The sequence below is a fragment of the Burkholderia sp. KJ006 genome (assembly GCF_000262695.1).
GTDB classification, from domain to species: Bacteria; Pseudomonadota; Gammaproteobacteria; order Burkholderiales; family Burkholderiaceae; genus Burkholderia; species Burkholderia vietnamiensis.
Window position 1 is genome coordinate 1,177,701 of record NC_017921.1, and the last position, 26,045, is coordinate 1,203,745.

Genomic DNA, 26,045 nt, shown 5'->3' on the forward strand with positions numbered 1-26,045 from the left:
AACGGCGCGCATCCGGGCACGCGCGCGTCGCGCCCGGCGCGGATCACTGCGGTGCGGGCCGCGGCGGCGGATTGACCGCTGCCGATGGGGCGGCAGCCGTATCCGGGCCTTCGGCGCCTTCAGCGCCACCGTGTTGTGCGCCCGCGTCATACGCGACGACGCTGCGCTGCGGGTTCGCAATGCGGATGCCGCGTTCGCGGAACAGCACCGCGATGCGCCGGTTGAACTCGCGCTGCACGCCCCAGCGTGCCGAATCCTTGCACTGGATCTGCCCGGCGAGCGTGACGGTCGCGCCATCGACCTGATCGACGCCCCAGTAGCTGAAATCCGACAGAATGCCGTCCTTGTAGTTCGGATCGTCGCGTAGCGCGGCGCCGATCTCCTTCAGCGTCGCGATTGCCGGATCGATGTCCTGGCCGTACGCGATGCTGACCTTGACGGCCGCGTTGCCGAGCCCGCGATTCGTATTGTTGACGGTCGTGACCGAACTGAACGGGATCGTGTACAGCGAGCCGTCGCCGCCGCGCAGCCGCACGGTGCGGATCGACAGGTATTCGACCGTACCCGACACGCCGGCGAGCGTGACCCAGTCGCCCACCTGCATCGCGTTCTCCATCAGCAGGAAGATACCGGTGATGAAGTCCTGCACGAGCTTCTGCGAGCCGAAGCCGAGCGCGACGCCGAAGATGCTGGCGCCGGCGAGCAGCGGGCCGATGTTCACGCCGATCTGGCTGAGGCCGGTCAGCACGACGACCAGCGCGATCATGATCAACAGCAGCGAGCGCAGCATCGGCAGCAGCGTGCGCAGCCGCGCGGCGCGCACGAGATTGCCTTCCCGCGTCCACTGCTGCAGGCGGCGCTCGATCGCGATGTTGGCGGCCTCCCAGACGAACAGCGCGACGAGCGCCGCGATCGCGATCGTCATCAGCGCGGACGCCAGCCGATGGCCGATCGTGCCGGTCTTGAACGCATGGAAGATCGGCACGCCCCAGATCTGCAGCAGCAGCACGACGGTCACGATCGCAATCACCGTCGACACGATCCTGCGCAGCAGCGGGTAGTAGCGGTACGCGTGCAGATGGACGAGCGTACGGTCGTCGTCGCGGCGCTGGAACAGCCGCGCGAGCGCGCCGAACACGACGATCGATACGATCCGCATGCCGATCATCACCGCGATCGAGCGGCCGCCGAGCGCGATCAGCACGCGGTAGCCGTTGTGGACGTCGAGCGCCCACACGAACCACAGTGCCATCACGGCGAACACCGCGACGGGCGCCCACGCGTCGGCGAGCGCGTGGGAGAACATCGCGAACGCGCGGTGCTCGTCGCCGGTCGCACGGATGCGCGCGGCGACCGGCTGCCGGCATCGCAGGATCAGCGCGGAGATCATCAGGTGGCCGACGAGCGCGACCGCTTTCAGCAGCGCGACGTGGCCGGCCTCGCTGAGGCCGAAGCTCGCGGCGAGCTCGATCGCGGCCGTACAGATGCCGACGACGATCGCGATTCGCGCGATCGCGCGCTGCGCGTACGCGGCCCACGCGTCGCTGATGTGCAGCAGCCGCAGTTGTCGCGCATCGGGCTGGAAAAACAAGCGGCTGACGATCGTCACGAGGCGGCAGATCACGTAGATGTCGATCAGCGAGCCGAGCGCGGTGTCGGTCGGCGTGCCGTCGCCGTCGAGCACCGACATCGTCAGGCTCGCGACGCCGGCGAACACCAGCAGCGGCACCGCGCGCACCACCAGACTGACCAGCGCGCGCGGCATCCGGTGCAGCAGCGTCGTATGGCGCCGCGCGTGGCCGCGGCTTTGCGTCTCGGGCGTGGCGGACGTGCTCGATACGCTCGAGGCGCTCGGGGTGCCGGCCGCGAGCGGTGTCGACGCGGCGGGGTCGATCGACTCGGGCAACTCGGGCGGCTCCGTGTCGGACGGCGCGGCGTCGGCCCGTCGCGACGACTCCGCGCGACGCGCGCCCAATGCGCGCAGCGTGCGTCGCAGCAGCCTTCTCGCGAGCCATTCGGCGCCCAATGCCGGCACGAGCACGGCGACGATGGTCAGGAGCGCGTGCAGCAGGTCCGCACGTTCGTCGGCGCGTACCATCCGTTCGTGCCACCAGTTGCCGACCGAAGCGACGTCGAGCAGCGAGCGCAGCGATTCGTTCAGCGCGCCGCCGATTTCGCCGGCCCAGCGCGAGCCCTGGCGCACCAGCATCGACGCGAGCCCGTTGGTCGTGAGCGCGGCGGGCGCGGCCGCCGACGCAGCGCTGGCCGGCGCCGCCGCGCTCGCCGGCAACGCTGGCGTGCTCAGTACGCCGACGGCGGCGATCGCGCGCAGCGTCGTTTCGACCTGTTCGCGCTCGCGCGGGTTTTGCAGCACGGAGAGCGCCTGTTGCGCCTGTTGCGGCGTCAACGCAGGCACGGCGCCCGACGCGGCGGACGCGGCAGCGGGAGCCGAGGCCGGGGCGGCCGCATGGGCAATGGAGACGACGGCGGCGAGCAGCCAGCCGAGCAGGAAATGTCGCATGGATGGGCATGCGGGCGCGCATTCGGATGCGGCCCGGCGGTCTGGACGATGGACGGACGTTAACATGATCGCGACCGGAACCGAATAGTTCCATCGGCGGCGAGCGGGCGCGAATGGGGCAACCCAGGCGGCGCATGCGAGCGCATCGGCTCAGGCGATGAAAGCGTCGCGGTGCGGCCCGCGCGCTCGATCGTTGCGCGACCATGGGGTTCATCCGCCGGGAATGCAACGTGCTGCGCGGCACTTCCCGGATCACTGACGAATCATTCGCGACCGTCGTGAAAAACCGGCAGCACGTGTTCCGCGATTTCCTCGACGACTTCGCGCAGCGGCCGCGCCGAGCCGAGGTTCAGCGTCACGTGATGCGTGCCGGCTGCGCGCATGCGTTGCAGGACCTCGATCAGCGCCGCGCGTCCGGTTGCGTAACCGAGCGGCAGGGCGGTGGCGGGCGCAGCGCGGTTCGCATCGAGATCGAGCCGCATCGCCACGCCGAACGCGCGAAACGCCGGTTGTGCCAGCCGCTCGACGGCCGCTCGCCACATCGAATGATGCGCATGCTGCGTCTCCGGATCGCGGTGATACGTCATCCAGCCGATCGCGTTGCGCGCGATCCAGTCCACGCTTTGTCCTCCCGAGCCGACCGCGAGCATCGGCACCGCGGCGTCGCCGTGCGGCAGCAGCGCGAACGCCGGCGCGCCGGGCGGCGTCTCGTCGGGCAGCACGCGCGACGGAACGTCGAGCCCCGCCGCGACGACTTCCCAATGGCGGCGATAGCGGTCGCGCCGCGTTTGCGCGTCGACGCCGAACGCCGCATATTCGGACGGCCGGTCGCCGGAGCCGAGGCCGAGGACGAAGCGCCCGCCGGACAGCGCGGCCACCGACAGCGCGCCCTTCGCGATGTGCAGAGGATGCCGCAGCGGCAGCACGATCGCACCGCTCGCAAGGACGATCCGGCGCGTGCGCGACGCGAGCGCGCCGAGCAGCACCCACGGGTCGAGATGTCCGACCGGGTCGGGATAGTCGGCACTGTTCAGCGGCACGTCGCGCACCCACAGCGCGCGAAAGCCGAGCGCGTCGGCCAGGGCGGCGAGTTCGAGTTGTTCGTTGAAATCCGCGACGCTGTCGCCGGCGCGCAGCAGCGGCAGCGTCAGGCCGATCGACAGCCGCTCGTCCGAGAAGACCCGGCTCGCGGCGCCGGTGTGGTCGGTAGCGGTCGGCGGCATGGTCATTCCTCGAATGAGTGGACGAAGCGGGCACGCGTGCGACCGTGTCCGGGGTTGGCGATGTACCGACGGGCATCGCGCTGAGCACGCATCGTGCATCGTGCGTCGGGCCGGCTGCGGAGCGCGCCGCGCGATTCGTGCTGCCGCGGCGACGATCGCAGGATTGTAAGCGGATCGTCGGTATCGCGTCGGCACCGGTGAACCGCGCCCGCCAACGCGAGCGATCGCCACGACAGTGCGGTCACCGTCCGCCGCTCGCGCGGACGGCCTCGCTGTTTCATTTTCGAATCATTCACGCATTGGCGTCGCTGCGCGCGTTGCATCGCCGCGATATCGGGGCCCGTGCAGCCTTGCGCCGTGCAGCATGGTGCGCTCCTTGCATGTCTTGTGCACGCCAAAAGTGCGCGCGCCGCCGCCGTGGCGCGCGGCCTTCGCTTCAGCGGGTCGGACGCATCGAACACGGGGACAAGACAATGAGAACAGATCGAAGCGCAACCTGTCGTGTTGCAAACATGAATCGCAGTCCTGTCCGTGATCGTGCACGCGCGTCGCCGCCGCTGGTGGCGACGTAGGCGCGCGCCCGTCCGTTCCGTCCGGACGCACGCCGACAGCCAGTGTGCAGGCGTGACGCACGGGATCGACCGCTGCCGGCCGGCATGACCCGCGGCGGCATGCTGCGGGACGACCGACGGCAGCGAAGCGTCGTCGTGCCGCCCGCCGCGCGCAGCAGGCGCGAGCCGGACGCCACGCGCTCGCTGCGGCGCGGCGAATCGCCAAAAACCGCGAAGTGTGGACGCGCAGGCCGCCACGCCATACCGGGAAATCGCAGGTGCAGTTCAGGGGTAGGGTTCGCCGGCCGAGCAGCGGCGGATCCGACGAGTTTGTGCTGTCAGTTGATCCACTACCCCGATGGATCAATTGTTGGAGCGCCCATCGCCATGTGGCCGATGGGCGTCTTTTTTTGCGCCATCGCGGTCGTGTGCCGGCCTCCGGCCGGATCGCGCAGCGTTCTGTATCATGTGCTGGCGTGCTGGAGCGCCGCTGCGGGGCGCACGACGTTCCGGCGCGCCCCATCACGTTCGATCACGCTCGATCCCGCCCGCCGACATGAACGACACCCGCCTGCACGATCCCGACCTGCACGACCTGTACGACCCGCCGTCCGCCGGCATCGACCCGGCCGCGCTCGATGCGCTGCATACCTTCGTCGAGCGCCATCCGCGGCTGCTCGTGCTGACCGGCGCGGGCATCAGCACCGATTCCGGCATTCCCGGCTATCGCGACCGCGACGGCAAATGGATGCGCTCGCCGCCGATCCAGCTGCAGGACTTTCTCGGCTCCGACGCCGCGCGCCGGCGCTACTGGGCGCGCAGCATGATCGGCTGGCCGGTGGTCGGCCGCGCGCAGCCGAACGCGTCGCATCGCGCGCTCGCGCGGCTCGGCGCAGCCGGCCGGATCGAGCGCCTCGTCACGCAGAACGTCGACGGCCTGCACCAGCGCGCGGGCAGCGCCGACGTGATCGAACTGCATGGCGGCATCAACGGCGTGACGTGTCTCGATTGCGGCGCCGATCATGCGCGCGCGACGATCCAGACCATCCTCGAAACGGACAACCCCGAACTGTTCGGCGCACGGGCGGAGCCGGCCGCCGACGGCGACGCGCATCTCGAATGGACCGCGCTCGATACGTTCCGCGTGCCGGCGTGCCCAGCGTGCGGCGGGCTGCTGAAGCCCGCGGTGGTGTTCTTCGGCGAAAACGTGCCCCGCGAGCGCGTCGCACTGGCGTCGCAGGCGCTCGATGCGGCCGATGCGCTGCTCGTGGTCGGCTCGTCGCTGATGGTGTACTCGGGCTATCGCTTCTGCGTGTGGGCGCACGCGCAGCACAAGCCGGTAGCCGCGCTGAATCTCGGCCACACGCGTGCCGATCCGATGCTGACGCTGAAAGTCGAGGCGCATTGCGCGCCCGCGCTCGACGCGTTGAATACGCGGCTCGGCATTGCGGCCGGCGTGCCGGAGCGTGCAGCGTGAGCGGGCCGACGGCATTGCCCGATCCGGCCGAACGGTTGTCGGCGCCGGCCGCCGAGCGCAACCGCGGACCGATTCTCGACGTGCTGCGCCGCGTGCTGCCGGCGCACGGCAGCGTGCTGGAGATCGCGAGCGGCACGGGGCAGCATGCGGTGCATTTCGCGCAGGCGATGCCGGGGCTGCGCTGGCAGCCGAGCGATCCCGATCCACGGGCGCGCCGCTCGATCGCCGCGTGGGCCGCGCATGCGGGCGTCGCGAACCTCGCCGAGCCGCTCGCGTTCGACGTGCGCGACGCGTTGTGGCCGGCCGATGCGCTCGACGCCGTCGTCTGCATCAACATGATCCATATCTCGCCGTGGGCGTGCACCGCCGCGCTGTTCGCCGGCGCGGCGCGCGCGCTGCGCACGGGCGGCGTGCTGTTCCTGTACGGTCCGTATCGGCGCGAAGGCCGTCACACCGCGCCGTCCAACGAAGCGTTCGACCGGCAGCTGCGCGAGCGCGACGCGTCGTGGGGCGTGCGCGATCTGGAGGCCGTCGTCGCACTCGGGCTCGATTGCGGGCTCGACTGCGTCGAGGTCGTCGAAATGCCGGCGAACAATCTGAGCGTCGTGTTCCGGCGCTTGCCGCACGCGGAGCAATGACACGTCGTCGCGCATCGCGACCGGGTTTCCACTATCCTTTCGCCTGTGCGCGCGGCCCGATTCGGGCCGCGCACCGTTTTTTCCGGAGAATTGACTAATGGGCAAACAAGCAATCGGTGTGATCGGGCTCGCGGTGATGGGGCGCAATCTCGCACTCAATATCGAGAGCCGCGGTTACGCGGTGTCGGTGTACAACCGCAGCCGCGAGAAAACCGACGAACTGATCGCCGAATTCCCGGGTCGCAATCTGGTCCCGACCTATACGCTCGAGGAATTCGTCGCGTCGCTCGAAACGCCGCGCCGGATCCTGATGATGGTGAAGGCCGGCGAAGCGACCGATGCGACCATCGCGTCGCTCAAGCCGCTGCTCGAGAAGGGCGACGTGCTGATCGACGGCGGCAACACCCACTTCACCGACACGATCCGCCGCAACCAGGAGCTCGCGCAATCGGGCCTGCACTTCATCGGCACCGGCGTGTCGGGCGGCGAGGAGGGCGCGCTGCGCGGCCCGTCGATCATGCCGGGCGGCCAGCGCGACGCGTACGACCTGGTCGAGCCGATCCTCAAGCAGATCGCCGCGAAGGCGCCGTCGGACGGCGAGCCGTGCGTCGCGTACATGGGGCCGGACGGTGCGGGCCACTACGTGAAGATGGTTCACAACGGGATCGAATACGGCGACATGCAGCTGATCGCCGAGAGCTACGCGGTGCTGAAGGACGTCGCGGGCCTGACGAACGACGAGCTCGGCGCGGTGTACACCGAGTGGAACCAGGGCGAGCTCGACAGCTACCTGATCGAGATCACGTCGAAGATCTTCGGCAAGAAGGATGACGAAACCGGCAAGCAGCTCGTCGACGTGATCCTCGATCGCGCCGCGCAGAAGGGCACCGGCAAGTGGACGAGCCAGAACGCGCTGGATCTCGGCGTGCCGCTGCCGCTGATCACCGAGTCGGTGTTCGCGCGCGTGCTGTCGTCGCTGAAGACCGAGCGCGTCGCGGCCAGCAAGATCCTGTCGGGGCCGGCCGCCGCGCCGTTCGACGGCGATCGGGCCGCGTTCGTCGAAGCCGTGCGCCGCGCGCTGTACCTGAGCAAGGTGATCTCGTATGCGCAGGGCTTCGCGCAGCTGCGCACCGCATCCGAGGAGTATGGCTGGAATCTCGATCTCGGCACGATCGCGAAGATCTTCCGCGCGGGCTGCATCATCCGCGCGCGCTTCCTGCAGAAGATCACGGACGCCTACGCGAAGGATCCGGCGCTCGCGAACCTGTTGCTCGACCCGTACTTCAAGGACATCGCTGCCAACTATCAGACCGCGCTGCGCGACGTCGTGGTGGCTGCGGTGAAGGCCGGGGTGCCGGTGCCGGCGTTCGCGTCGGCGGTCGCGTACTTCGACAGCTATCGTTCCGAACGGCTGCCGGCGAACCTCGTGCAGGCGCAGCGAGACTTCTTCGGCGCGCATACGTTCGAGCGCACCGACCGTCCCGGCAGCTTCCACGCGAACTGGTCCTGAGGGAGGTGGCGAGCCGCGATTGTTGCGAAATTCTATTCTTTGAGTAGGGTTTTTGGTTCCGGATCCCGGAATTGTTGGCGTCACGGAAACAGTGTTTTCGTTCTTTCATGGTTTTCCCTAGGTGCTCGCCGGACTAAACTTGGTTCCATCGCTGCAGACATGGTGTGTGCGGCGGAGCAAAAAAATTCCGGAGGTAATCATGAAATCGCTGATCGCAACGTTCGCTGCAGCTGCCGTTCTCGCCGTCCCCGCCGTGTCGTTCGCCCAACAGAATGCGCCGGTCACCCGTGCGCAAGTGAAGGCCGAGCTGGTCCAACTGCAACAGGCCGGCTACAAGCTGGGCAGCGACCGGACCGACTACCCGGTCGGCATCCAGGCAGCTGAAGCGCGTGTGAACCCGCAACAGAACGTCGCCGCTGCCGATACCAGCGGCTACGGCGCGCAACCGGCCGGCCAGCAAGAGTCGGGTGCACCGGTAGCCAAGACCGGCTGGCAAGTGAAGCGCGTGTCGGACGGCGCACCGATCTACAAGGGTCGTTGATCGCCGACGGTCGGCGGGCCGCTACCGCGGCCCGCGTTGACCGATCTCAGGCAGTACGAACAGCCCGCCGTTCCGCATCCCGGAACGGCGGGCTGTTTTCATGGGCTGCACCGGTCGCGAGCGGGCGGCGGCAGCCGCAAGATTGTTGCGGGATCGGCTACGGGTCGCGGGCATGGGCGCGACCAATGGTATCTTTGCCGGGCGGGACGACGCGAAAAAGGGGCCGATGAGCCCATTCGCGCCGACGTTCCGCAGTGGAAACTGCCGGCCGCGCCAGCGGTCGGATACTGGTTGGTCCGGCCGTGCGGCCGGACATCGTGCGTCGCATGCCGGAGGGCGGTGGGCGGCGCAACGACGCAAACCCCGGAGGACCCTTGAGAGAAACGATTCCGATCCACGAGGCGCTGACGCGCTGGCTGCCGCAGGCGGCGTTGGTCGTCGCGGCCGCGGCGCTGTCGGGCTGTACGATGACGCCGTGGACCGACAGCTGGCAGCCGATGCGATCGTCGACGCCGATGTCGGCCGCGACGCCCGGCGTGATCGCCGGCTATTACCGCGTCAACCCGGGCGACACGCTCGCGAGCGTCGCGGCTGCCTACGGGCAGCGCGTGCAGGACGTCGCGAGCTGGAACCACATGTCGCCCAACGACGCGCTGTCGCCCGGCCAGGTGCTGCGCGTCGCGCCGCCGCCGGCCGCGACGTCGCTCACGCAGGCGCCGTCCGCCTCCGCGCAGCCGGGCTCGCTGGCATGGCCGGCTACCGGCATCGTCGCGACGCCGTTCTCGGCCGGCAAGACGCGCGGCATCGTGATTGCCGCGTCGGGGCCCGATCATTCGGTGCGCGCCGCGGCGAACGGGCGCGTGGTTTATGCCGGGACGGGCGTCAAGGCATATGGGCCGCTCGTGATCCTGAAGCATGACAACGGCCTGATCACCGCGTACGGACACAACGGCAAGTTGCTCGTGAACGAAGGCGACGCGGTGCGCACGGGGCAGCCGATCGCCGAGATGGGCACCGATCCGAGCGGACGCGCGACGTTCGAGTTCGAAGTTCGCCAGAACGGCAAGGTCGCCGATCCGATGAACTTCCTGGCGCGCAACGGCGGCTGACGCCATAGCATGACGACGTGTGCGCCGCGCGGCGCACACGTTCCCGCCTTTACCCGTCCTCGAGCTGCGCGGCGCCGAGCCGCGCCGGACGATTGCCGAGCCAGCGAATCCCGAGCGCGAGCGCCGCGGCGCCGAGCGCGATCAGCGAACACTGAACGGCGACCGGCAGGTAGCCGTGCGGCCGCGGATCGACGAACGGATACGGGTACCAGTTTTCCAGTGCGCCGCGCACGAGCGTATAGCCGAGATAGACGACCGGAAAGCCGAGCCACGCGACTGTGCTGCGGCGCGGAATCGGCGAGCGCGGCCCCACGTACAGCCAGTCGCACAGCACGACGAGCGGCACGATCCGGTGCAGCACCCAGTTGTTCAGGGGTGGCGTGACGTGACGCAACGCATCGAGCCGCGCGAGCAGCAGCTCGTAGACGATCGCGGTGATCAGCACGTACAGCACCGCCGCGCCGCGCATCGACTCGTAGCGCGCGGAGCCGGTGCGCGGAATGCGCGACAGCCCCGCGATCAGCATCGCCGCCGCGTACAGACTGCTCAGTTGTGTGAAATAGCTGAGATAGTTGCCGAGATGAAAACTGGGCATGCCCCAGCGGCCGGCGACGCTGTGCAGCGTGGTGGACACCGCGAGCAGCGCGGCGACGAGCCGGTAGGCCGCAACGAAGAACGCTTTGCTCATGATGCCTGCGCAACGTCGCACCAAAGCTTCATCGTGCCACAGCCGCGCACGCGCGCGATGCGGACTTTCCATATGGCCGCCATGCCGCCGCGCCGCTCCGATTCGTCGGATATTTGATCCAGTCGTGCAACACCCGCTGCCCGCGACGCTACAATCGCGACAGCCGCCGCGCGCCGGGCAGCCGCGGCCCGTGCCGGCCGCGCATACTCCACGAGCAACATGAGAGCAACGATGAAAAACATAATCGCGAAACAGTCGCGCTACAGCACGCCGGCTATCTTCTTTCACTGGGCCATCTTCCTGCTGGTTGCGCTCGCCTATCTGGCCATCGAGGTTCGCGGCCCCAAAGGCAGCGACAGCCGCGCGTTCTGGATGAACGTGCATTTGACTGCGGGCACGTTCGTGCTCGTCCTGTCGGTGCTGCGCGTGGTGTGGCGCATGGTGAGCCGCGCGCCGGACGCGATCATGCAGGCGCCGTTGCTGAAGTGGCTGTCGACGCTCGCGCATCTGGCGCTGTACGTGTTCATCATCGCGCAGCCGCTGCTCGGCATCATGATGGTCAACATGGGCGGCAAGCCGGTGTCGCTCGACTGGCTCGGCGTGTCGTTCACGCTGTTCGGCCCGGACAAGGCGCTGCGGCCGACGATCAAGGAGGCGCACGAGCTGATCGGCAACGCCTTCTACTTCGTGATCGGCCTGCATGCACTGGCTGCGCTTTATCATCATTTCGTCCGGCGTGACGACGTGCTGCGTCGCATGATGCCGTAATCCGCACAGGTTCGACGCGCGCACGCTGCAGGGGCGCATGGTTGCCGATACAACCATGCGCCCCTGCGTCGTTTACGGCCGCGCTCGGCTGGCCAGCGCGCTGAACATTCTGTAACATCGCGGCTGCTTTTACATTCCGTTTACGCATTGCCGCGCATGCTGCATCGACATCGTCATCTGACCGCCTGGCTCGGCGTGTTCGCGATCTGGCTCGCGATCGCCGCGCCGCTGGTATCGCAGTGGCGTATCGCGCAGGCCGCGTCGCCCGATGCGGTCGTCTGCGGCACCGGGCACGGCGCACATCTCGCGCGGGCGGCGCAGCAGACGCACGATCACGCGGCGCATCTCGACGCCTGCGGCTATTGCGGCTTCTTCGCGCACGTTCCCGCGATCGGCGGCCCCGTCGCCGCGTCGATCGCCTTCATCCCCGCCGTGTTCGCGGGCGCTGCCGCACCGCGCACGCTTGCGGCTGCCACACGACGCTATCCGCGCGCGTATCCACGCGCACCGCCCGAGCGCGCCTGACGCGCAGTCTTCCGTCTCTTTCATCGCCGCTATCCGTGCAGTCCGTCGAGGCTGCGTGGAGGGCGTCACTCGGGCTTACTCATGACCAATTTTTCGTCGCGCGCGCCGAACGCGTCGCGCCATCCCGATGCACGGCGCGTGCCGCGCGTGCTCACTCTCACCGTTCCCGCGCTGGCCGTCAGCGCGATGACCGCCGCCGTCGCGGCCGAACCCGTGCGCGTCGCCGGCGCGCCGCCGGACGACGCGGCCTGGCTGTTGCCGCCCGTCGAAGTCGTCGCGTCGCCGCTGACGACGCCGCTCGTCGTCGTCACCGATCCGAAGACGCCGCGTCAGCCGCTCCCGGCAAGCGACGGCGCCGATTATCTGAAGACGATCCCCGGTTTCACGTCGATCCGCAGCGGCGGCACCAACGGCGACCCCGTGTTGCGCGGGATGTTCGGCTCGCGGCTGAACATCCTGGCGAACGGGCTGCCGACGCTCGGCGCCTGCCCGAACCGGATGGACGCGCCGACCTCGTACATCGCGCCGGAGAGCTATGACAAGGTCACCGTCGTGAAGGGGCCGCAGACGGTGCTGTACGGGCCGGGCGCGTCGGCCGGCACCGTGCTGTTCGAGCGCGTGACGCCGCGTTTCGAGCGGCCGGGCATGCGCTTCGACGGCAGCGTGGTCGGCGGCTCGTTCGGCCGCAACGACCAGAACGTCGACGTGACGGCCGGCACGCCGGACGTCTACGGCCGCGTGATCGCGAATCACGCGCACGCGCAGGACTACCAGGACGGCAACGGCAATACCGTGCCGTCGCAATGGGACAAGTGGAACGCGGACGCCGCGCTCGGCTGGACGCCCGACGACCATACGCGAGTCGAGCTGACGGCGGGCACCGGCGACGGCTACGCCCGCTACGCGGGGCGCGGAATGGACGGCGCGCATTTTCGCCGCGAAACGTTCGGCCTGTCGTTCGACAAGCGGCATCTCGGCGACGTGCTCGAGCGGATCGAGGCGCGGGTGTACTACAACGAAGCCGATCACGTGATGGACAACTACACGTTGCGTCAGCCGGATCCGACCAGCAGCATGCCGATGCGGATGGCCTCCGAGGTGCGGCGCCGCACGTTCGGCGCGCGCGCGGCGGCGACGCTCCGGTTCGGCGACGACTTCAAGCTCGTGACCGGCGTCGACGCGCAGTCGAACCGGCTCGATTCGCGCTCGGCGATGGGACGGCAGAACTACGGCGACCAGCCTTGGGACCCGCAGGCGACGATGTGGAATGCCGGCGCGTTCGGCGAGCTGACGTGGTTCGCGAGCGATGCGGCGCGCGTGATCGGCGGCGCGCGGATCGACTACGCGAGCGCGCGCGACAAGCGTGCGGCGACGAGCGGGATGATGACGAGCAAGCCGAATCCAACGTTCGACGACGACCGCGCACGCGTGCTGCCGAGCGTCTTCGTGCGCTATGAACGCGACCTCGCGTCGCTGCCGCTCACGTGGTACGCCGGTATCGGCCACGCGCAACGCTTCCCCGACTATTGGGAGCTGTTCTCCGCGACCCGCGGCCCGGCGGGCTCGATCAACGCGTTCTCGGCGGTGCGGCCGGAGAAGACCACGCAGCTCGACATCGGCGCGCAGTACAAGAGCGACCGGTTCGATGCGTGGGTGTCGGCCTATGCGGGCTACGTACAGGACTACATCCTGTTCGACTACTCGCCCGGAATGATGGGCGCGACCACGCGGGCGACCAACGTCAACGCGCAGATCATGGGCGGCGAAGCGGGCGTGTCGTGGCGGCCCGTCGCGCCGCTGCGCGTCGAGACGTCGCTCGCGTATGCATGGGGGCGCAACGCGACGAGCGGCGATCCGTTGCCGCAGATGCCGCCGCTCGACGCGCGCTTCGGGCTCGAATACACCCGTGGCGCCTGGTCGGCCGGTGGCCTGTGGCGAGTCGTTGCGGCGCAGCATCGCTATGCGTTGAACCAGGGCAACGTGGTCGGCAAGGACTTCGGTCCGAGCAGCGGGTTCGGCGTGCTGTCGCTCCATGCGCAATACAACGTCAGCAAGAAGGTGCAGATCTCGGTCGGCGTCGACAACGTGCTGAACAAGGCCTACACCGAGCATCTGAACCTCGCGGGCAACGCGGGCTTCGGTTATGCGGCGAACGCGCCGGTGATGGAGCCCGGGCGTACCGCGTGGGTGCGCGTCAGCGCGAAGCTGTAACGCGCAGCGCGTGTGCGATGCAGCATGCGCGCGCAGCGGCGCGCCCCCGCCCGAAGCGGCGGGGCGCGTCAAGCGATTAGAGAACCGTATCTAGTCGGGACCCAACGTTCGCCACTCGTGATTCACTCCCGCATTCGATGCACATGCCGGCTGCGTTCGAGGCAACGGGCAATGTGCATCGATCCGATCTCATTCGCACCAGAATCACAATAATCAGGAGAACATAGATGGTCAGATCGATGCGTTCCAGGGTGGTGGCAGCGGCAGTGGCATGCGCGATGAGCGGCGCGCAGTTCGCGGGGACGACCGCAGTGATGACGCTCGCGACGACGCACGCGGCGACCGCGGCAACCGCGGCGACGGACGACTACGCGGCGACGCGCTATCCGGTCATCCTCGTGCACGGCCTTACCGGCACCGACAAGTACGCAGGCGTGCTCGAGTACTGGTACGGCATCCAGGAGGATCTGCAGCGGCACGGCGCGACCGTCTATGTCGCGAATCTGTCCGGTTTCCAGAGCGACGACGGTCCGAACGGGCGCGGCGAGCAGCTGCTCGCTTACGTGAAGACGGTGCTCGCCGCGACCGGCGCGACCAAGGTGAACCTGATCGGTCACAGCCAGGGCGGCCTCACGTCGCGCTATGTCGCGGCGGTCGCGCCCGATCTGGTCGCATCGGTGACGACGATCGGCACGCCGCACCGCGGCTCCGAGTTCGCGGACTTCGTGCAGAGCGTGCTCGCCTACGACCCGACGGGGTTGTCGTCGTCGGTGATTGCAACCTTCTTCAACGTTTTTGGCATCCTGACGAGCAGCAGCAACAACACGAACCAGGACGCGCTCGCCGCGCTGAAAACGCTGACGACTTCGCAGGCCGCTGCATACAACCAGAACTATCCGAGCGCGGGTCTCGGCGCGCCGGGCAGCTGCCAGACGGGTGCGCCGACGGAGACGGTCGGCGGCAATACGCACCTGCTGTACTCGTGGGCCGGCACCGCGATTCAGCCCACCGTGTCGATGTTCGGCGTCACCGGCGCGAAGGACGTCAGCACGATTCCGGTGATCGATCCAGCCAACGCGCTCGACCTGTCCACGCTTGCGCTGCTGGGCACCGGCACGGTGATGATCAACCGCGGCGCCGGGCAGAACGACGGCCTCGTGTCGAAGTGCAGCGCACTGTACGGGCAGGTGCTGGGCACGCGCTACAAGTGGAACCACCTCGACGAAATCAACCAGTTGCTCGGCGTGCGCGGCGCGTATGCGGAGGATCCGGTCGCGGTCATCCGCACGCATGCGAACCGGCTGAAACTCGCGGGTGTGTGACCTCCGCTCGCGCGCAACGCGACGCGCGTCGCGTTGCGTCGCGGGACGTGTCGACCACTCGGCGCACCGTCTCGCGGGGTGGTCAAACCTTCGCGGTTTGTGATTCACTCTCGGCCTCGACGCGCACGCCGGTACCGTTGTTTGCAACGGCGCGTGCGCGTCGCCGACGCGTGTTCGCAACGGCAACGCAATGGCCGGCGGCACGCCTTTGAGGACGATGAATTCGGGGGTGTACACATGACTAAATCGATGCGTTCCAGGGTGATGGCGGGTGCAGCGGCATGCGCGATGAGCGCTGCGCCGTTCGCGGGAGCGACTGCCGTGATGGCGCTCGCGACGACGCGCACGGCCGTGGCGGCAACCGCGCCATCGGACACTTACGCGGCGACGCGTTATCCGCTCGTTTTCGTGCACGGCATCAACGGCAACGAGAAAATCGGCGGCGCGATCGATCAGTGGTACGGCATACGTGGCGATCTGCAGCAGCACGGCGCGAGCGTCTATGTCGCGAATCTGTCGGCGTTCCAGAGCGACGACGGTCCGAACGGGCGCGGCGAACAGCTGCTCGCTTACGTCAAGCGGGTGCTCGCCGCGAGCGGTGCGACGCGGGTGAACCTGGTCGGTCACAGCCAGGGCGGCCTCACGTCGCGCTATGTCGCGGCGGTCGCGCCGGAACTCGTCGCATCGGTGACGACGATCGGCACGCCGCACCGCGGCTCCGAGTTCGCGGACTTCGTGCAGCGCGTGCTCGCCTACGACCCGACGGGGCTGTCGTCGGCGGTGATCGCGAAGTTCGTCAATCTGATGGCATTCCTGACGAGCACCAACTTCAACCTGAAGCAGGACGCATTGGCCGCGCTGCAGACGCTGACCACGTCGCAGGCCGCCGTCTACAACGTCAACTATCCGAGCGCGGGCCTCGGCGCGCCGGGCAGCTGCGAGACGGGCGCGTCGACCGAGACGATCGGCGGCCATACGCATCTGCTGTACTCGTGGACGGGCACTGCGATTCGGCCGGCCTTTTCGCTATCCGGCGTCATGCTCGCGAAGGATGTCAGCACGATTCCGTTGATCGATCCCGCGTACAAGGACGACTCTTCGACGCTCGCGATGCTCGCCACCGGCACGGTGATGATCAATCGCGGCTCGGGGCGCAACGACGGGCTCGTGTCGAAATGCAGCGCGCTGTACGGGCAGGTGCTGGGCACGCACTACAAGTGGAATCACGTCGACGAGATCAATCAGACGCTCGGCGTGCACGGTGCGTTTGCGGAGGACCCGGTCGCGGTCATCCGCACGCATGCGAACCGGCTGAAACTCGCGGGTGTGTGATCGATGAGTGCACAACAAACACGCGCACCGCTGCTGCGTCGGATCGCGCCATACGGTGCGGCGGGGCTGGCCGCGATCGTCGGCGTCGCGATCTGGAGCGGCACGGGATCGCAGAGCGGCGCTGATGCGGCGCGCACGCCAGCCAATGCGGTCGCGGCCGACGGCGCGAGCGCCGCAGTTCGTCAGGCCGCGCTGCCGGCGAGCGCCGCATTGCCGGCGCCACTGGTCGGCTCCAGCGCGCCGCGGTTGCCGCTCGATTCGGGCGGGCATCTCGCGAAGGTGCGCGCGGTGCGTGACTTCTTCGATTACTGCCTGACCGCGCGCAGCGAGCTCACTGCGGCCGCGCTCGACGCATTGGTCGCACGCGAGATCGCCGCGCAGCTCGATGCAACGCCCGCGCAGCCCGAGGCGCTCGACGTGTGGCGCCGCTACCGTGCGTATCTCGACGCGCTCGAGAAGCTGCCGGACGGCGGCGCGGTCGACAAGATCGATCCCGAGGCGCTGCAGCGCGCGCTCGACCAGCGCGCGTCGATCGCGCACCGGACGCTCGGCGACTGGAGCCAGCCGTTCTTCGGTGCCGAGCAATCGCAGCAGCGCTACGATCTCGCACGGCTCAGGATCGTGCAGGACCGCACGCTGACCGATGCGCAGAAAGCGGAGCGGCTCGCGGCGCTCGACCAGCAGATGCCGGCCGACGAGCGTGCCGCGCGCGCGCCGGCCGAGCGGCAGCGCGCGGCGCTCGACCAGATCGCGCAATTGCAGAAGAGCGGCGCGACGCCGGACGCGGTGCGCGCACAACTGACGCAGTCGCTCGGTGCGGACGTGGCCGCGCGCGTCGTGCAGATGCAGCAGGACGACGCGTCGTGGCAAAGCCGTTACGCGGATTATGCGGCGCAGCGCGCGCAGATCGATGCGGCCGGGTTGTCGCAGCAGGATCGCGATGCGCAGATCGCGGCGCTGCGGCAGCGGATCTTCACGAAGCCGGGCGAAGCGGTGCGCGCCGCGGCGTTCGATCGCAGCGCGGCCGGCACGCGGTAACCGCACGCGCCAACGCCACGCGCTGACGCCCGTGCGCTACGCCGCGTGCGTGAAATGCCGCGGCAGATGCTGTTCGATCGTTGCCGCGAGCGTATCGAACGCCGGCCCGATGCGCTCGTGCGCGACGCATGCATAGCCGAGCAGCAACCCGGGCCGTGCGGTGGCCTCGCTGCTGTAGTAACTGGTGAGCGGGCGCACGATCACTCCGGCGTCGAACGCGCTTTGCGTGACCGCGTGATCGTCGCATCCTTCGGGCAGACCGAGCACCAGATGCAGGCCGGCCTCGTCGCCCATCACCGGCAGCGCGTCGCCGAAGCGCGCATGGATCGCATCGATCAGCAATTGCCGACGCTCGCCGTACAGCGTGCGCATGCGCCGCACGTGCGACGTCAGGTGACCATCCATGATGAATTCCGCGAGCACGGCCTGCTGCATCAGCTGGCCTTCGCGGTACAGCTCCGACAGCCCGGTGCGAAACGTGTCGACGAGATGCTCGGGCACGACCATGTAGCCCATCCGCAAGCCGGGGAACAGCATCTTGCCGAGGCTGCCGACGTAGATCACGCGGCCGCCGTCGTCGAGGCCCTGCAGCGACGCGAGCGGCCGGCTGCCGTAGCGGAATTCGCTGTCGTAGTCGTCCTCGATGATCCAGCAGCGATGCTGACGCGCGTATTCGAGCAGCATCCGGCGCCGCGCGAGGCTCATCACCATCCCGAGCGGATACTGGTGCGACGGCGTGACGAGCACGAGCCGCGGCGGATGCTGCATGTCGCTCGTGCGCGGATCCAGCCCTTCCTGATCGACCGCCACCGGCGCGAGCGTCAGGCCGGCCGCCTGCAGCACGCTGCGCACGCCCCAGTAGCACGGCTCCTCGACCCATGCGCGATCGCCGATGTCCGACAGCAGCCGCACCGCGAGATCAATCGACTGATGAATGCCGGTCGTGATGATGACCTGGTCGGGCGAGCATTTGACCGAACGCGCGACGCGCAGGTAGTCGGCGAGCGCGCGGCGCAGCGGCCGGTAGCCGCCGCCCGGCGCATAGGTCAGCAGCTCCGGGTTGGCTTCCTTCCACAGCCGCGCCTGGAGGCGGCTCCAGGTCCGGCTCGGGAATTCCGCCACGTCCGGCACGCCGGGCATGAACGCGCCCCACTGGCGCCGCGACACGCCCGCATGCTCGATCAATTGCCGGCCGCGCATCGACAGGTCGCGGCGCGTGTCCTGCTGCGGCGCCGCATCGGCTTCGCACGACGGCTGCGCGGCGCCCGGCACGCGGATCGCCGCGGCGTCCGGTCGCGTGTCGGCCACGTAGGTGCCGCTGCCGGTGGTCGTCAGCACGTAGCCCTCGGCGGTGAGCTGATCGTATACGTGAAGCACCGTATTGCGCGCGATCGACAGATCGGCTGCGAGCGTGCGCGAGCTCGGCAGCTTGGTGCCCGGCGCCAGTTCCCCGGTGAGGATCGCCTGCTGCATCTGCTGCAGAAGCTGCCGGTACATCGGCTCGGACGAGCTGCGGTCGAGGCGGGCGGACAGCCAGTCGGCCAGGATCACGGTATCCAAAGTGGTCCCACTAGGAATATTGAAATGGTTCCCTATTGTAGAACCGTACGCGCCGTATAGTAGTTCGCATGTCAAAAACATTTGTCGCGCAGCAAGGGGACCACCACGATGAAGTCCGATGATGTGATCGTCAGCTTTCGCGGCGTGCGAAAGACCTACGACGGCGAGACGCTGGTCGTCAAATCGCTCGACCTCGACATCAAGCGCGGGGAATTCCTGACGCTGCTCGGGCCGTCCGGATCGGGCAAGACCACCTGCCTGATGATGCTGGCGGGCTTCGAGTTCCCGACGGGCGGCGAGATCCGTCTCGACGGCGAGCTGCTGAACACCGTGCCGCCGCACAAGCGCAACATCGGCATGGTGTTCCAGAACTACGCGCTGTTTCCGCACCTCACGGTCGAACAGAACGTCGCGTATCCGCTGACGGTGCGCAAGCTCGGCGCCGCCGAGCGCGCCGAGCGCGTCGCGCATGCGCTGAAGATGGTGCAGATGGAGCGCTTCGCGAAGCGCTATCCGGCGCAGCTGTCGGGCGGCCAGCAGCAGCGTATCGCGCTGGCGCGTGCGCTCGTGTTCGAGCCGAAGCTCGTGCTGATGGACGAGCCGCTCGGCGCGCTCGACAAGCAGCTGCGCGAACACATGCAGTACGAACTGAAGGCGCTGCACGAGAAGCTCGGCGTCACGTTCGTCTACGTGACGCACGACCAGGGCGAGGCGCTGACGATGTCCGATCGCGTCGCCGTGTTCGACAAGGGCATCGTGCAGCAGCTCGACACCGTCGACCGCCTGTACGAATCGCCGTGCAACGAATTCGTCGCGAACTTCATCGGCGACAGCAACCGTCTGCGCGGCACCATCGCGCGCGTCGACGGCGAATTCTGCGAGTTCCGTCTCGACGACGGCACGCAACTCGTCGGCCGCCGCATCGGCGATGCGGTCGAAGGTGCGCCGGCCGTCGCGTGCATCCGCCCCGAGCGCATGAGCCTCGCGAACGGTCAGGCAAGCAGCCCGGCCAACTGCGTGACCGGCGAGGCGCGCAGCCTCATCTATTTCGGCGATCACGTGCGCATGCGCTGCGCGCTGCCGGGCCAGGACGAATGCTTCGTGAAGGTGCCGCTCGGAACGGGCGCGCTCGACACGTTCTCGCCCGGCGCGCCGATATCGCTCGCCTTTGCGCCCGAGCACCTGCGCGTGTTCGCGTGACGCCGGGTTCATCCGCTTTTCCGCAGTACGACGTCAACAACAACTGCCTCACTTCCACCACGAGAGGAACCATCATGAACGGAGCAAGCACTACCGCGCGTCGCACCGCGCTCGCCCTGGCGCTCGCCGTCGTCGGCGCATCGGCCACCGCGGCCGAACTCACGGTCGTCAACTTCGGCGGCGCGAACGGCGACGCTCAGAAAGCCGCGTTCAACCAGCCGTTCGAGAAGGCGTCCGGCAACAAGGTTACGGCCGTCGAGTACAACGGCGAACAGGCCAAGGTCAAGGCGATGGTCGAGGCCAAGCACGTGAGCTGGGACGTCGTCGAAGTCGAATCGGGCGACCTGAATCGCGGCTGCGACGAAGGCCTGTACGAGAAGCTCGACTGGTCGAAGATCGCGAAGAAGTCCGATCTGATTCCGGAAGCACCGCAGACCTGCGGCGTCGGCTTCTTCGTGTGGTCGACGGCGCTGTCCTACAACGCGGACAAGCTGAAGAGCGCACCGACGGGCTGGGCCGATTTCTGGAACGTGAAGAAATTCCCGGGCAAGCGCGGGATGCGCAAGGGCGCGCGCTACAACCTCGAGTTCGCGCTGATGGCCGACGGCGTCCCGACCAAGGACGTGTACAAGGTGCTCGGCACGAAGGCGGGCCAGGATCGCGCGTTCAAGAAGCTCGACGAGCTCAAGCCGTACATCCAGTGGTGGGAAGCGGGCGCGCAGCCGCCGCAGTTCCTCGTGGCCGGCGACGTCGTGATGTCGACCGCGTACAACGGCCGCATCGACGCCGCGCAGAAGGAAGGCAAGAACCTGAAGGTCGTGTGGAACGGCAGCATCTACGACCTCGACTACTGGGCGATTCCGAAGGGCACGCCGAACAAGGCGCTGGCCGAGCAGTACATCGCGTACACGCTGACGCCGAAGGCGCAGCAGGCGTATGCGCAGCACATCGCGTACGGCCCGTCGAACGTCGTGGCGATCAAGTCGCTCGACGCGAAGACGCTCGCGAACCTGCCGAACTCGCCGGCCAACGGCAAGAACGCGGTGCTGGAAGACATCGGCTTCTGGACCGACCACAGCGACGAGCTCGAGCAGCGCTTCGCCGCATGGGCGACGAAGTAACGGCCGTTCAGCTGTCCTGATGCAACCCGCCGCGCGGCGCGTCGAGCGCGCCGCGCGGCATTCCACCGGATCGAGCCCGGCCGGAGAGAACCGTTGAACACGATGACGATCGCCCCCTCTTCACCGTCGACCGCCGCGCTCAAGCGCGAGCTGAAGTCCGCCGAGGCCCGCAAGCGCACGATGGCGTTGCTGCTGATCGCGCCGCTCGCGATTTTCCTGCTGCTCGTGTTCGTCGTGCCGATCGGCACGCTGCTCACGCGCGCGGTGCAGAACCCCGAGATCGCGACCGCGCTGCCGAACACGATCGCCGCGCTGTCGGCCTGGGACCGCAAGGCGCCGCCCGCCGATGCCGCCTACGTCGCACTCGCGGCCGACATGGCGAAGGTCGCCGACAGCGAGGCGATGGGCGCACTCGCACGGCGCCTGAACACCGAAATTCCCGGCTATCGCTCGCTGGTGGCGAAGACGGCCCGCGCGATGCCGCTGAAGGGCGACAACGATGCGGCGCTCACGCCTGCGCAAACGCGTGCGAAGCTGATCGAGCTCGACTCGCGCTGGGGCGAGCTCCCTTACTGGCAGTCGATCGCGAAGAACGGCAGCCAGTTGTCGCCGTTCTACCTGCTCGCGTCGCTCGACCACAAGCAGGACGGTTTCGGCAACATCGTGCAGGCCGACCCCGATCAGTCGATCTACCTCGCGATCTTCGGCCGAACGTTCGTGATCGGCGTCGCGGTCACGCTGTTTGCGCTGCTGCTCGGCTATCCGCTCGCCTACTGGATCTCGACGCTGTCCGAGCGTCGCGCGAACCTCGTGATGATCCTCGTGCTGATTCCATTCTGGACCTCGGTGCTGGTGCGCGTCGCCGCGTGGATCGTGCTGCTGCAGAGCGAAGGGCTCATCAACAGCGCGCTGATCGGCAGCGGGCTGATCTCGCATCCGTTGAGCCTGCTGTTCAACCGCGTCGGCGTGTACATCTCGATGACGCACATCCTGCTGCCGTTCATGATCCTGCCGCTGTACAGCGTGATGAAGTCGATTCCGCCGACTTACCAGCGCGCGGCCGTGTCGCTCGGCAGCCATCCGTTCGCCGCGTTCTGGCGCGTGTACGTGCCGCAGACCTACCCGGGCATCGGCGCCGGCGCGCTGCTGGTGTTCATTCTCGCGATCGGCTACTACATCACGCCGGCGCTGCTCGGCGGGCCGAACGACCAGATGGTCAGCTACTACGTCGCGTACTTCACCAACGTGACGATCAACTGGGGCATGGCGTGTGCGCTCGGCGGGCTGCTGCTCGCGGCGACGCTGGTGCTGTATGCGGTATACGGGCGCTTCACGCGCACCAACGTGAGCCTCGGCTGAGCCGGGCACAGGGAAACGGGAAGGGAGTCCGACCATGAAACTCGCCAGGCCGCTGTTCGCGCCGCACATGTCGTTCGTCGAACGCGCGTGGTACGTCGCGCTGCGCGTACTCGTCGTGCTGACGCTGCTGTATTTGATCCTGCCGGTGCTCGCGATCGTGCCGCTGTCGTTTTCGTCGAGCACGTTCCTCGTCTATCCGATTCCGGGCTTCTCGATGCGCTGGTACGAGAACCTGCTCGCGTCGGACGAGTGGCGCATGGCCGCGAAGAACAGCTTCATCGTCGCGCCGGCGGCCACCATCGTCGCGACCGTGCTCGGCACGCTCGCCGCGATCGGCCTTACGAAGGCCGACTTCCGCGGCAAGGCGCTGCTGATGGCGATCCTGCTGTCGCCGATGATCGTGCCGGTGGTGGTGGTCGGCGTCGGCATGTACCTGTTCTTCGCGCCGCTCGGGCTCGCGAACACCTACACGGGGCTGATCGCCGCACACGCGGCGCTCGGCGTGCCGTTCGTCGTGACGACGGTGGCCGCGACGCTGCAGGGCTTCAACTACAACCTGGTGCGCGCGAGCCTGTCGCTCGGCGCGAATCCGGTCACGACGTTTTTCCGCGTGACGCTGCCGGTGATCGCGCCGGGCGTGATGTCGGGCGCGCTGTTCGCGTTCGCGACGTCGTTCGACGAAGTCGTGGTCACGCTGTTCCTCGCCGGCGCCGATCAGACGACGCTGCCGCGCCAGATGTTCACCGGCATCCGCGAGAACATCAGCCCGACGATCGCGGCGCTCGCGACGATTCTGATCATCTTCTCGACGAGCCTGCTGCTCGCGCTCGAATGGCTGCGCGGCCGCAATGCGCGGCGCGCGGTGTCCTGACGGCGAGCGCTTCGCCGGCCGGCGCGCCGCCATCGGCGCGCGCCGGCCTTCACGCGACGCTCAGAAGCCGCCCGACTGGATCAGCTTGTTGAGGTTCGTGACGTTCAGGCTGCCGAAGCCGGTCGGGTAATCCCAGCCGGTGCCTGCCGTGTAGCCATACCCCTGATAGCCGTTGTTGCCCGACACCACGTCGTAGCGCACCAGCGACGGATTCGACGGAATGCGCGCATAGAACCTGGCGGCCGGGAAACCGAGCCCGGTGCCGTTTGCCGCGAGCAGCCGCGCCCAGAAGCCGGTGAAGATCGGCGCGGCGAGGCTGGTGCCGCCGATCTGCTGCAACTGGCCGTAGTTGTAGATGTACGCGCCGGTGCTCTGCGCGGCGTCGAACGACACGTCCGGCAAGCGGCGGTTGCTGCCCGACTGCCACGCGGGCGCCGGCAGGATCGTGCTGACGCCGCCGCCCGTCGCCCATAGCTTGCCGTTGCCGTCGAGGCCTTCGTTCCACACCGTCTCGTTCGAGAACGCACCGGCCGACGTCGTGTACAGCGTCGTGCCGCCGATCGCGAGCACGTGCGGCGACGCGGCCGGCCACGACACCGTGTAGTTCGAGCCGTCCGGATAGCCGCGGTTGTTGCATTCGTACACGCCTTCGTCGCCCGACGACACCGAGAACGTCTGGCCCTGCGCCGCGGCGGTCGTGAAGATCTGCTCCTCGGCGTCGAGCGTGCCGTCCGCGTTCGCGTCGGTCTCGCACCAGCCGAGCGACACGTTGATCACCTTCGCCGTGTTGTCCGACACCACGCGGTTGAACGCCTGCGTGAGCCCGGTGTTGCCGGCCGCGTTCAGGTCGGCCATGTAGAACACCAGCTTGCCGACCTGGCCGCCCGCCGAGCCGACGATCGACTGGCTGTCGAGATCCCATTCGCCCTGGCCGTCCTGGTCGTCGCTGTAGCTGCCCGACGTGCCGGTGCCGTTGGTCTTCACGGCCTGGGTCGCGACCGTGCCGTAGCCGTTGCTCGACGTGAACTGCTTCAGGTCCTGCAGCGTTTGCGATACGCCGCCGATCGTGACGATTCCCACCGTCACGCCGGCCGCCGTCGGCACGCCGGTCGCGTTGTAGAGGCCGGGGAACTCCTTCGGATAGTGGCCGGTGGCCGTGCCGGCCGCGAGCGCCTGTGGCTTCGCGACGTTGCCGATGCGCAGCATCGGGCGCGCGCGTGCGACGTTCTGCAAGCCGAGCACCGAGCCGACGACGTCGCCGAGCGCGCGCGGCACCTGCGCCGTCGACGCGTTCGCGAACCCGGCGCGGCCCGCGTACTGGAAGTGCACGAGCGACGTGTTGAACGCGGTCTTCACGGTGCCCGCCGTGCCGTGCGCCGACACCAGCAGCCGGTTCGGCGCGACCTCGATGTTCACGAACCCGCTCTTGCGCAGATAGTCGACGACCGACTTCACCTGCGCTTCGGTCGGCGCGTAGTCCGCGAGGAACTGCTCGTGCGTCAGGTACTGGCCGTAATGCGCGTTGCCGGGCCGGTTCACGTCGCGGGCGAGCTGCTTGAGCTGCGCCGCGTTGCGCAGCTTCAGGCTGACGACGATGTCGGCCGTCTCGCCGGCCGCGAGTTCGAGCGACGGCGCCGTGCTGCGCGCCATCAGCTGCGGGCCGGTCAGAAAGGCCTTCGTGTGGGTATCGACCCAGTCCGTGCTCGCATGCGCCGCACCGGCGGCGAACACGAGCGGCCACGCGCACGCGAGGCGGCGGGGCGACGGGAGGGATAGGGCGAACCGCGCGTTCCTTTTCATCGGGAATCCTTTTTCGGGAGAGACGACGTTGCTGGAAGCCGCAACCCTTGTGGGGCTGCGAGCGGTGACGAGCGTAGGGTGTCGGGGTCGTTCAGGTAGCTGGCAGTTTCCATAGCTGTCAGTTCTGACACCGGCGTGCCGCGCGCGGGCACTGCGTCGGGTGCGCGCGCAACGGCATGCGCGGACGGACGGAACCGGTTTGCGGCGCGCCGGTGCGACCGTCCGCGCCGTTCGAGCGCATGACGCGTTCGTTGCGGTATCGGAATGTGCGCAATTGCGCGGCGCTGCCGTGCGCGCACGCGTCGTTCGCCTCCGCGCCGGAATGCGGCGCGCGTCGCACTATGTGGGCGCCCGGTGGCGCGGGGCCGGGACGCGTGCAGCGCGAGCCGCGACGGCGGGAATTCTCGACCCGTTCGGACGTGCCGGTTTCCCGAACTGTGGAACGTCGCATCGCCGAGCCTTGCAGCGTCCTTTCGGTTCGCGAAGAGCGTGAGCCGATTAGAGGAATTGCTCGAACGCATCCGGACGCCGGGTTCGGCCGCGCGTCCGATGTCCGCGGCGCGCCGGTGCGGCGGCGTTTGCGCGCATTCGGTCTACCCGGCTTGCGCGTGCCCCGCGCGACATCCGATCGCAACCAATGTTTGACGCGCGCCGTCCCCGAGCTATTCTCCAATCCATAA

Annotated in this window: 20 protein-coding genes; 15 read left to right on the forward strand and 5 right to left on the reverse strand. The window is 68.3% G+C overall.

Annotation, left to right across the window (positions count from 1 at the left end; all coding sequences use genetic code 11):
* Nucleotides 1-43: 43 nt before the first annotated feature.
* Together MYA_RS19335 and MYA_RS19340 are read right to left on the reverse strand one after the other, a co-directional pair.
* A complete protein-coding gene (locus tag MYA_RS19335; RefSeq protein ID WP_014724709.1) occupies nt 44-2,521 on the reverse strand; it encodes a mechanosensitive ion channel family protein in 2,478 nt (825 codons plus the stop codon).
* A 263-nt stretch (nt 2,522-2,784) separates the two neighbouring features.
* A complete protein-coding gene (locus tag MYA_RS19340) occupies nt 2,785-3,744 on the reverse strand; it encodes a TIGR03571 family LLM class oxidoreductase (RefSeq protein ID WP_014724710.1) in 960 nt (319 codons plus the stop codon).
* A 1,107-nt stretch (nt 3,745-4,851) separates the two neighbouring features.
* Between MYA_RS19340 and MYA_RS19345 the strand changes: the two genes are divergently transcribed.
* The 5 genes from MYA_RS19345 to MYA_RS19365 all read left to right on the forward strand — a co-directional run bounded on the left by MYA_RS19345 (nt 4,852) and on the right by MYA_RS19365 (nt 9,570).
* Nucleotides 4,852-5,772: an NAD-dependent protein deacetylase gene (locus MYA_RS19345; protein WP_014724711.1), complete on the forward strand. Its 921-nt coding sequence runs from the start codon at nt 4,852-4,854 to the stop codon at nt 5,770-5,772.
* Entirely contained in the window at nt 5,769-6,410 is a 642-nt protein-coding gene (locus MYA_RS19350) for a DUF938 domain-containing protein (protein WP_014724712.1), read from the forward strand. Before MYA_RS19345 ends, MYA_RS19350 begins: the two co-directional genes overlap by 4 nt.
* 97 nt (nt 6,411-6,507) lie before the next feature.
* Nucleotides 6,508-7,920 (forward strand): NADP-dependent phosphogluconate dehydrogenase, encoded by a 1,413-nt coding sequence (gene gndA, locus MYA_RS19355; RefSeq protein ID WP_011881690.1) that lies wholly within the window; start codon nt 6,508-6,510, stop codon nt 7,918-7,920.
* 199 nt (nt 7,921-8,119) lie between these two features.
* On the forward strand, nt 8,120-8,461 hold the full coding sequence (locus tag MYA_RS19360) for a DUF4148 domain-containing protein (RefSeq protein ID WP_011881691.1): 342 nt from the start codon (nt 8,120-8,122) through the stop codon (nt 8,459-8,461).
* 374 nt (nt 8,462-8,835) lie between these two features.
* Nucleotides 8,836-9,570, forward strand: coding sequence for a peptidoglycan DD-metalloendopeptidase family protein (locus tag MYA_RS19365; protein ID WP_014724713.1), 735 nt, complete (start codon nt 8,836-8,838; stop codon nt 9,568-9,570).
* A gap of 49 nt (nt 9,571-9,619) precedes the next feature.
* On the opposite strand, the gene MYA_RS19370 is transcribed toward MYA_RS19365, so the two are convergent.
* Nucleotides 9,620-10,258, reverse strand: coding sequence for a Pr6Pr family membrane protein (locus tag MYA_RS19370; protein ID WP_034195059.1), 639 nt, complete (start codon nt 10,256-10,258; stop codon nt 9,620-9,622).
* A gap of 231 nt (nt 10,259-10,489) precedes the next feature.
* Here MYA_RS19370 and MYA_RS19375 point away from each other — a divergent pair, with 231 nt between their 5' ends.
* The 6 genes from MYA_RS19375 (at nt 10,490) to MYA_RS19400 (ending at nt 17,454) form a co-directional block, all read left to right on the forward strand.
* Complete coding sequence (locus MYA_RS19375) at nt 10,490-11,026, forward strand: cytochrome b (protein WP_014724714.1); 537 nt, start codon at nt 10,490-10,492, stop codon at nt 11,024-11,026.
* A gap of 156 nt (nt 11,027-11,182) precedes the next feature.
* Nucleotides 11,183-11,551 (forward strand): DUF2946 domain-containing protein, encoded by a 369-nt coding sequence (locus MYA_RS19380; RefSeq protein ID WP_011881695.1) that lies wholly within the window; start codon nt 11,183-11,185, stop codon nt 11,549-11,551.
* A gap of 81 nt (nt 11,552-11,632) precedes the next feature.
* On the forward strand, nt 11,633-13,762 hold the full coding sequence (locus tag MYA_RS19385; protein WP_014724715.1) for a TonB-dependent copper receptor: 2,130 nt from the start codon (nt 11,633-11,635) through the stop codon (nt 13,760-13,762).
* Nucleotides 13,763-13,989: 227 nt separating this feature from the next.
* Nucleotides 13,990-15,084, forward strand: a complete 1,095-nt coding sequence (locus tag MYA_RS19390) for a triacylglycerol lipase (RefSeq protein WP_014724716.1) — start codon at nt 13,990-13,992, stop codon at nt 15,082-15,084.
* Nucleotides 15,085-15,321: 237 nt separating this feature from the next.
* Nucleotides 15,322-16,416, forward strand: a complete 1,095-nt coding sequence (locus MYA_RS19395) for an esterase/lipase family protein (RefSeq protein ID WP_011881698.1) — start codon at nt 15,322-15,324, stop codon at nt 16,414-16,416.
* 3 nt (nt 16,417-16,419) lie between these two features.
* Nucleotides 16,420-17,454 (forward strand): lipase secretion chaperone, encoded by a 1,035-nt coding sequence (locus tag MYA_RS19400; protein WP_014724718.1) that lies wholly within the window; start codon nt 16,420-16,422, stop codon nt 17,452-17,454.
* Between the two features lie 36 nt (nt 17,455-17,490).
* Here MYA_RS19400 and pdxR read toward each other — a convergent pair whose 3' ends face one another.
* Entirely contained in the window at nt 17,491-19,014 is a 1,524-nt protein-coding gene (pdxR, locus tag MYA_RS19405; protein WP_034195007.1) for a MocR-like pyridoxine biosynthesis transcription factor PdxR, read from the reverse strand.
* Nucleotides 19,015-19,122: 108 nt separating this feature from the next.
* Between pdxR and MYA_RS19410 the strand changes: the two genes are divergently transcribed.
* From MYA_RS19410 to MYA_RS19425, 4 genes are all read left to right on the forward strand, one after another.
* Nucleotides 19,123-20,214 carry an ABC transporter ATP-binding protein gene (locus MYA_RS19410; RefSeq protein ID WP_011881701.1) on the forward strand — a complete coding sequence of 364 codons (1,092 nt, stop codon included), beginning with the start codon at nt 19,123-19,125 and terminating at the stop codon, nt 20,212-20,214.
* 74 nt (nt 20,215-20,288) lie between these two features.
* A complete protein-coding gene (locus MYA_RS19415) occupies nt 20,289-21,335 on the forward strand; it encodes an ABC transporter substrate-binding protein (protein WP_011881702.1) in 1,047 nt (348 codons plus the stop codon).
* Between the two features lie 102 nt (nt 21,336-21,437).
* A complete protein-coding gene (locus MYA_RS19420) occupies nt 21,438-22,694 on the forward strand; it encodes an ABC transporter permease (protein ID WP_011881703.1) in 1,257 nt (418 codons plus the stop codon).
* A 34-nt stretch (nt 22,695-22,728) separates the two neighbouring features.
* Complete coding sequence (locus tag MYA_RS19425; protein ID WP_011881704.1) at nt 22,729-23,565, forward strand: ABC transporter permease; 837 nt, start codon at nt 22,729-22,731, stop codon at nt 23,563-23,565.
* Between the two features lie 60 nt (nt 23,566-23,625).
* Here MYA_RS19425 and MYA_RS19430 read toward each other — a convergent pair whose 3' ends face one another.
* Nucleotides 23,626-25,365, reverse strand: a complete 1,740-nt coding sequence (locus MYA_RS19430) for a S53 family peptidase (protein ID WP_011881705.1) — start codon at nt 25,363-25,365, stop codon at nt 23,626-23,628.
* Nucleotides 25,366-26,045 lie beyond the last annotated feature (680 nt).